Annotated in this window: 6 protein-coding genes; 1 reads left to right on the top strand and 5 read right to left on the bottom strand. The window is 70.2% G+C overall.

All coding sequences use genetic code 11. From position 1 onward, the window contains the following. Positions 1–302 precede the first annotated feature (302 nt). From M1L60_RS11785 to M1L60_RS11765, 5 genes are all read right to left on the bottom strand, one after another. Positions 303–1,457: a tetratricopeptide repeat protein gene (locus M1L60_RS11785; protein WP_253237402.1), complete on the bottom strand. Its 1,155-nt coding sequence runs from the start codon at positions 1,455–1,457 to the stop codon at positions 303–305. Next, entirely contained in the window at positions 1,454–2,686 is a 1,233-nt protein-coding gene (locus tag M1L60_RS11780; RefSeq protein ID WP_253237401.1) for an AAA family ATPase, read from the bottom strand. Before M1L60_RS11780 ends, M1L60_RS11785 begins: the two co-directional genes overlap by 4 nt. A gap of 66 nt (positions 2,687–2,752) precedes the next feature. After that, on the bottom strand, positions 2,753–3,730 hold the full coding sequence (locus M1L60_RS11775) for a C40 family peptidase (RefSeq protein ID WP_253237400.1): 978 nt from the start codon (positions 3,728–3,730) through the stop codon (positions 2,753–2,755). 175 nt (positions 3,731–3,905) lie between these two features. After that, positions 3,906–4,808 (bottom strand): M56 family metallopeptidase, encoded by a 903-nt coding sequence (locus M1L60_RS11770; RefSeq protein ID WP_253237399.1) that lies wholly within the window; start codon positions 4,806–4,808, stop codon positions 3,906–3,908. After that, on the bottom strand, positions 4,805–5,155 hold the full coding sequence (locus M1L60_RS11765) for a BlaI/MecI/CopY family transcriptional regulator (RefSeq protein WP_253237398.1): 351 nt from the start codon (positions 5,153–5,155) through the stop codon (positions 4,805–4,807). Before M1L60_RS11765 ends, M1L60_RS11770 begins: the two co-directional genes overlap by 4 nt. 84 nt (positions 5,156–5,239) lie before the next feature. On the opposite strand from M1L60_RS11765, the gene M1L60_RS11760 reads away from it, so the two are divergent. Beyond that, on the top strand, positions 5,240–6,601 hold the full coding sequence (locus tag M1L60_RS11760) for a cytochrome ubiquinol oxidase subunit I (RefSeq protein WP_253237397.1): 1,362 nt from the start codon (positions 5,240–5,242) through the stop codon (positions 6,599–6,601). The last annotated feature ends 6 nt before the right edge of the window (positions 6,602–6,607 follow it).

The raw sequence follows: 6,607 nt of genomic DNA, 5'->3' as shown, positions 1-6,607 counted from the left end.
TCACGCCACAGCCGCCACCCACAACGCGAAGCCTTACGAGACGAAACCGACCGTCACGTCCGAGTGCGGCTCTCAGCACGATACGGCGAAGGCGGGCGCGGCTCGATGAGCGCGGGCCGATGAGCGCGGCTTCGCGAAACGAAACGGACCGTCACGCCACAGCCGCCACCCACAACGCGAAGCCTTACGAGACGAAACCGACCGTCACGTCCGAGTGCGGCTCTCAGCGCGATACGGCGAAGGCGGGCGCGGCTCGATGAGCGCGGTGCGATGCGGGCACGGCGCGATGCGGGCGTGGGGCGTCAGCCGTTGTTGTGGGTGGTGTTCTCGTCTTTCCAGGTTTCGCGTAGGTCTTTTTTGGTTGTTTGCCACCAGGCGCGTAGGTCGTTGGTCCAGGCGTGCAGGGCTTCGCGGCTACCGGGGTCGTCGAGGCCGGCGCCTAGCAGTTCTAGCAGGCTGAGCAGCCATAGCAGCGGCGTTGCGGCCAGCGCTAGCACCGGCAGCGGCGGCCATGCGAGCCAGGCGTACAGGACGAGTAGTGCGACCGCGACGCCGGTGAGGGTCAGGCCGGCTGTGTCGGCTCGGCGCATGAGCTTCGGCAGTAGGGCCAGGCAGCGCCATGGGAGGCGGCCCGCCGGGATCAGCACGCGGGCGGCGAAGCCGGCCATCACCGCGGCCAGCACGGCGGCCACTACGCGGGCGAAGGGTTCAGCTGGGGGCCACCACCAGGTGCCGATGAGCATCAGCACGGTTACCAGGGCGGCGCTGGCGGCCAGGCCTCGCCGCAGGGCGGTCAGGACGCCGCGGATGGGCCACGTCATCGAGACGATGTCGGCTCGGGCGGGGTGGTCTCGGGCCACCTCGCGCAGGGCGCGCATCGAGCGTCGCACCTTCAGCTTCTCCGCGTCCAGCATGGCCACCAGCCAGCGGCCGTAGGCGTTGTCGGGTTCCGTGGCCAGGGCGGTCTGGGCCGCGGTCAGTGCGGCCTCGCGGTTGCCGGCGTCGCGTTCGATGTCGGCCACGGTGAGCAGGCCTTCGACCGAGGCCGGGTCGAGCGTGCGGCCGTGGGCGACCGCGGCGCGGGCCGGGTCGAACTGGCGGGCGGCGGCGTGGGCCCGGGCCAGCACGAAGTGTCCGGAGGCGTTCGACGGGGACAGGCGCACCGCCTCGGCGGCCGAGTCGACGGCCTCGCGGGTGCGGACCAGGACGATCAGGTCTTCGGCCCGTTCCAGGTGGGCGTCGGACAGCGTCGGCTCGGCCTCGATGGCCGCCTCGGCTGTGCGCAGGGCGGCCGCGTAGTCGCGTTGGAGCCGCAGCACCGAGGCCAGCAGCGTGAGCAGCCAGCCGTCGGCGGGAGATTCGGCCAGGGCCGCGCGGGTGATGCGCTCGGCCTCGGCGTAGTGGCCGACCTCGGCCAGTTTCTGAGCCCGCCAGTACGCGCCTGGCGGCGAGCTCACCGCCGGCGCTTCTTGAGGTAGGCCGCCAGGTCGTCGTATTCCCCGGACTCGTTGGCGAACATCGCCACGTTGCGGGCGGTGGCGAACCAGCCGTCGGTGGAGGGGCGGATCTCGCGGGCGGCGGTCAGCATGTCCTGCTGGTTGATCATGCGGATCTCGCCGGACGTGATGGAGTCGCGCATGGCGTACTCGGCGGCGGTCTCGCACACGTGGGCCAGGTCGGCGCCGGAGTAGTTCTCGGTCGCGTCGGCCACCCGGGCCAGGTCGACGCCGGCCACCGGGCGGTCGCGCAGGTGGTATTGCAGGATCGCGGCCCGGGCGGGCTTGTCGGGCGGGAGCACCAGCAGCGTACGGTCGAGACGCCCGGGGCGGCGCAGGGCCGAGTCGATGTCCCACGGGGCGTTGGTGGCGGCCAGCACGAAGACGCCGTCGTTGTTGCCGTCGACGCCGTCGAGCTCGGTCAGCAGCTGGTTGACCACCGTGCGCATCGACGACGAGTTGAGCTGGCTGCGCTTGTGCCCCAACGCGTCGATCTCGTCGAGGAACAGCACGCACGGGGCGTGGCCGCGGGCCGAGTCGAACAGGTCGTGCAGGTTGCGCTCGGAGCTGCCGATCCACATGTTGAGCACATCGGTGATCGAGAGGGAGATGAACGCCGCCCCCATCTCGCCGGCCACCGCGCGGGCCAGGAACGTCTTGCCGCAGCCGGGCGGGCCGTACAGCAGCAGGCCGCCGCGCAGGGACTTGCCGAACAGCGTACGCAATTTGGGGTTTTTCAAAGGGCCGAGGAAGGAAACCTCGAGACGCTTCTTGACCTCTTGCATGCCACCCACGTCGGCCAGCGTGACCGTCGAGCGCTCGACGTCGAACGTGCGATCCTCGTGCCCCTGGACGGGCTCGGGCTCATGGGAGAAACGCGGCGGCACAACATCGCTGAAGTCCTGCTCCAGCGCGGCCCAGTCGACGCCCGGGGCGGCGGGATCGGCCGGAGCGCCCGGGGCGGCGGGAGAGGGAGCGGCCGGCTCGGACCGGCCGAGGGCCGAGGTCATCAGCTTCTGCGCGGTCTCGTTGCCCGGTTCCCGGGCCAGCACCTGAGCGGCGTGCCCGATCGCCTCGGCCCCGCGGCCCGCGCCCACCAGCAGCTCGGCCAGGTGCAGCCGCAGGGTCAGATCGTCGGGCCGGGCCTCGACGGCCGCGGTGAGGCTGTCGATCAGGGGCGAGTCGCTCATGACAGCGAATTATGCCCGCGCCCTGTGACAAAAGGCCGCCGGGCAGTGGCCCGGCGGCCTCGAGAACTAACCCGGTCGTCGATAACCGGCGATCGGACCGCGGTCGATCGTCGCCATCCGCACGTGGTCGCCCGTGTGCGGGGCGTGCACCACCATGCCGCCACCGATGTAGATGGCCACGTGATGCAGGCTGCCCGGGTAATAGAACACCAGGTCACCCGGTTTCAGTTCGCCCTTGGAGACCGGACGGCCCTGGCCCCACTGGTCCTTCGTGTAGTGGTCCAGGTGCACCCCCACACTCGCCCACGCCTCCTGGGTCAGACCCGAGCAGTCGTACGAGTTGGGACCGGCCGACCCGAAGACGTAGGGCTTGCCGATGAGGTCGCACGCCTTCTGCGCGGCCCGGCCACCCTTGTCGTTGGTGTAGTCGACCGGGCACGCGCCGAGCCGCAGCGGCCCGTCGTTGGCGTCGGCCGAGCCGTAGGCCTGGATGCGCAGCTTCTGCAGCGACGTGATCTTCGTCTCGATGGCCACCTTGCGCTGGGCCAGGTCGGTGTCGCGGGCGGCCACCGACTTGGTGACCACGTCCAGGTCGGCCTTGGTCGCGGTCAGCTTGTCGCGCAGCGCGGCCACGCTCGCGACCTTGTCCCGCTGGTTGCGGGCCAGCTGGTCGAGGTAGAGCAGCTTGTCGGTCAGCCCGGTCGGCGACCCGGTGACCAGCAGCGCGTTGACCGCGTTGGGCGCGCCCTGCTTGTACGCGTCCACGGCCAGCCCGCGCACCTGCTGCATGGCCACGTCGACCTTGACCTGCAGCGGGGTGATCTGGGCGGCCAGCTTCTTCTGCTGGGCCCTGTTCTTGATCAGCTTGCTGTGCACATCGTTGTACTGCTCGATGACCGGCTCGAGCTGGTTCCACTGCTTGTCGATCTGCGCCTCGACCGATCCCGGCGAGGGTGTTGCATGCGCCACGGCGGGGCCGGAGAAAATGATCCCGACCGCGGCGAGGGCGCAGACCAGGCTGCGCACTACTGCGGCACGACGCACGTTTGCTGTGGGTCCTTTCTTCCCGAACGCCGCCGACCGGTTAACGGACGGGAAGCGCGTCCGGCCGCGACGAGCGGCTTCACCCCGATCGGGCGGTGATCCGCCAGATCGACCGGGGCGGTCGATGGGGGGCTGCCGGACCGTGCAACACCGTACTCCCGATCAAGCCCGCGCTCTACAGGGGCCACTCTTCCAAGGCCCGGTCGAGCCAGGGCACCACCAGAATCACTGTCGGCAGAACCAACAGGCCCACGGCCGCCGCGGTCACGAGCGCATTGAGTACGACGGACGGCTTGTGCGACGAAGACAGCCGGGCCAGCCGCCGCCCGCGGGCGTCAGCCTCGGGCTTCACGTCATCGGCCAGGGGTACGGCGTCCGACAACTGCTCGAGCGCGGCCCGCAGCGGCGCCGCGCCGACCCGCCGGCGGGCCACGTCGTCGGCGATCATCTCGAGCAGCAGGTGGACGGCGTCGAGCGGCCGCCGGCTGCGCAGCGGCCCGGGCACCGCGCGGTAGAACGCCGTGAACGACTCCATGACGACCTCGTGCCGGTGCCGCAGGTGGGTCTGCTCGTGGGCCAGCACGGCGTCGACCTGCTCGCGGTCGAGCACCTGCAGCACGCCATTGCTGAGCACGACCCGCGGCTCGCGCCCCGGCACGCAGTACGCCAAAGGAAGTGCCCCATCGAGTATGCGGAGGTTGTCCGGGCCCAGCTCGCGGTGCTGCTCGGCCCGGTCGAGCAGGTCGACCAGCAGGCGGTGCCGGGCGCGGCGGGCCCGCGAGCGGCGACTGACCCCGATCAGCGAGAGCAGTAGCCGCACGATGATCACCGCGGCCACGGCCAGCGCGCCGATCACTGTCACCTCGGCCGCGAACTGGCCCGAGCCGGCGGCCCGGGTGACCTCTTCGGGCGCGGCCAGCACGACGCCGAGAGCAGCCAGGACGGCGGTCAGCGTGATCGACTGCCACAGCAGGACGGCGGCCACCGGCGCCCGGTCGGGCCAGCGCGCCCGCGCCAGGAGACCCGGCACGACCAGCGAGAGGGTCAAGCCGAGCGCGCCCAGCAGGAGCGCGGTCACCTCTTCTTCTGAGCGGCTTCGATTGCTGCGGCCAGAGCGTCGGGCGGGAGCTGCCCGACGAAATACGCCAGCGCCGCGTCCTGATCGTCGCTGGAGGTCAGCGCGTCGAGCATGACCGAGGCGGTCATCTCTTCGCGGGTCTGCGCCGGCACGTACTTGTAGGCGCGGTCGGCCTTCTGCTGCCGGACCACGCCCTTCTTCGCCAAGCGGTCGAGCACGGTCATCACCGTCGTGTAGGCCAGATCGCGCTGACGGCTGAGGCGCTCGTGCACCTGCCGCACGGTGAGCGGCTCACCGGCGTCCCACAACTGCGTCATGACCTCTCGTTCCAGATCCCCGAGAGCCATGTGACCGAGCATACCGCCTCTACGTCACAGCGTCGTACTACGTGACGTAGTATCTACTACGAGACGTCGTAGAGGGGCACCCACATGGACGTGCTGGACTGGACACGCCTGCAGTTCGCGGTCGTGACGATCTACCACTACTTCTTCGTGCCGCTGTCGATCAGCCTGGCCGCGAGCGCGGCCGGTCTGCAGATCGCCTGGTTGCGTACGAAAAAAGAGCAGTACCTGCACCTGACCAAGTTCGTGGGCAAGATCTTGATCGTCACGTTCGCGGTCGGCGTGGTCACCGGCCTGGTCCAGGAGTTCCAGTTCGGGCTGGGGTGGAGCGCGTTCGCCCGGTTCTACGGCGACGTGTTCGGGCCGACGCTGGCCATCGAGGGCATGCTCGCGTTCTTCCTCGAGGCGACGTTCCTCGCGCTCTGGTACTTCGGATGGGACAGGCTGCCCCGCGCCGTCCACACCGCCTGCATCGTCATCGTGGCCGTGGGCACGCTGCTGTCGGCGTTCATCATCCTGGCCGGCAACAGCTTCATGCAGAACCCCGTGGCGTACGCCCTCAACCCCGTCACCGGGCGGGCCGAGCTCACGTCGTTCACCGAACTGATGCTCAACAAGGTCAACCTGGCCGCGTTCCCGCACACCATCTCCGGGGCGATCATGGTGGGTGGGGCGCTGTTGCTCGGGCTCGGCGTGTGGCGGCTCGCGGCCGACCCCGCGTACCGGACCCTGGCTCGGCTCGGCGCTTGGCTGACGCTGGCCGGCGGGGCGCTGACCGCGCTCACCGGCGACCACCTGGGCAAGGTCATCACCGAGGTGCAGCCGATGAAGATGGCCGCGGCCGAGGCGCTCTACGCCACCACGTCGGGCGCGCCGTTCTCGGTCTTCGCGACCGGCAAGCCGCTGCCCGAGTTCTCGCTCGAGATCCCGTGGCTGCTGTCGATCCTGGCCAAGGGGAACCCGACCGCCACCGTTCAGGGCATCGACGACCTGCAGGCCCAGTACGCGGCCGAGTTCGGACCCGGCTCGTACGTGCCCATGATCCCGGTCGCCTTCTGGACGTTCCGCCTGATGATCGGCATCGGCATGCTGGCCGCGGCCGTGGCCGCTTACTACCTCTGGCGTACGCGCAAAGGTCGTGAAGCCCCTCGCCGGCTCACCCGGTGGCTGCCGCTGATCCCGCTGCTGCCCACTGCGGCCAACTCGTTCGGCTGGATCTTCACCGAGACCGCGCGCCAGCCCTGGATCGCGTTCGGCATCTCCAAGGTCGCCGACGGCATCTCCCCCGGGCTGACCAGCTCCGAGGTGATCGCGTCGCTGGCCGGGTTCACGGTCATCTACGGCGTCATCGCGGTCGTGTGGCTGCGACTCGTCCGCCATCTGGCCCGGCAGCCGCTCGTGCCGGACCCGGCCGAGGCCGACAAACCCGAACCTGCCCCGGTCTACTGAGGAGCC

It is taken from the genome of Paractinoplanes aksuensis, from assembly GCF_024137025.1.
Lineage (GTDB): Bacteria > Actinomycetota > Actinomycetes > Mycobacteriales > Micromonosporaceae > Actinoplanes > Actinoplanes aksuensis.
The sequence above is the reverse complement of the archived record's forward strand: the minus strand, read 5'-3'. Positions and strand labels throughout refer to the sequence as shown.

What these genes read in the sequence shown, in the direction of transcription:
- M1L60_RS11780 (WP_253237401.1), bottom strand. Translation starts at nt 2,686, where the DNA reads ATGAGCGACTCGCCCCTGATCGACAGCCTCACCGCGGCCGTCGAGGCC.
- M1L60_RS11765 (WP_253237398.1), bottom strand. Translation starts at nt 5,155, where the DNA reads ATGGCTCTCGGGGATCTGGAACGAGAGGTCATGACGCAGTTGTGGGAC.
- M1L60_RS11760 (WP_253237397.1), top strand. Translation starts at nt 5,240, where the DNA reads ATGGACGTGCTGGACTGGACACGCCTGCAGTTCGCGGTCGTGACGATC.